1 protein-coding gene is annotated in these 861 nt (G+C 69.0%); it reads right to left on the bottom strand.

What is annotated here, in order from left to right; genetic code table 11:
• Positions 1-117: 117 nt before the first annotated feature.
• Positions 118-612 (bottom strand): WD40 repeat domain-containing protein, encoded by a 495-nt coding sequence (locus tag ACIOHC_RS42015; protein WP_401846715.1) that lies wholly within the window; start codon positions 610-612, stop codon positions 118-120.
• Positions 613-861 lie beyond the last annotated feature (249 nt).

Genomic DNA, 861 nt, shown 5'->3' with positions numbered 1-861 from the left:
GTCAGGCCCCCGCCCTCTGGACAACGCATACCAACGGCGTACCGCAGGGATCAACAACCGTCACTACCCGACGACAACCCGAAATCCTCAGTAACGACGAATCTCCGGCGCCGGACACTAGGTGGTCACACAGGGTGGGTCGTACGGCAGTTCGGGAACGTATCGGCTCCATTGATGTCGGCTCAGGGCGCCGGAGCTTCCGGCGCAGATGCGGCTGATGGCGGTCTCGACCTTCAGGTCCCAGAGCGTGGCCACGCCGTCGTCGGTGCTGGCAGCCAGGGTGTGACCGTCCGGGCTGAACGCCACCGACATGACGGGCTGGGCGGGACCCGTCAGCGACTTGCCCAGGGGGGTGGGGTGGCCGGGGTCGGCGACCTTCCACAGGCGGACCTTGCTGTCGGTGGATCCGGCGGCCAGGGTGTGACCGTCGGGGCTGAACTCGACACTATGGGAGACGACGTCGGGGCAGTCGAGGTCAAGGGGCGCTTTCGCGGGCTTGACGTCGTCGGGGTGGGTGACGTTCCACAGGCTGACGAATCCGCCGTGCCATCCGGCGGCCAGGGTACGGCCGTCGGGACTGAACGCCAGCGATTCGACGGAGCGGACCGCCACAGCGCCAGGACCGAGGACTTGACCGCCCTCCAGCCGTCCGTCGCCAGCAGATCGATCAGACGCGCCGCGGCTGCCGATGCCAGCCCGGCGAGTTCCACACTCGTCTCCATGTCTTCTCCTTGTCCCTTACCGCCCGTGGGCCGCGATCGCGGCCCACCGGCGGGTGGGAGGCGATGTACCCCTGGGGCGCGCCCCCCCTCCCACGGAAAACCCCCTGCCGCTGCCCGGGGGTGCGGTTAGTTCCCCGGG

Source organism: Streptomyces sp. NPDC088252 (assembly GCF_044740965.1).
GTDB lineage: Bacteria > Actinomycetota > Actinomycetes > Streptomycetales > Streptomycetaceae > Streptomyces.
Note: the sequence above shows the minus strand (reverse complement) of the source record. Positions and strands in the feature narration are given on the sequence as shown.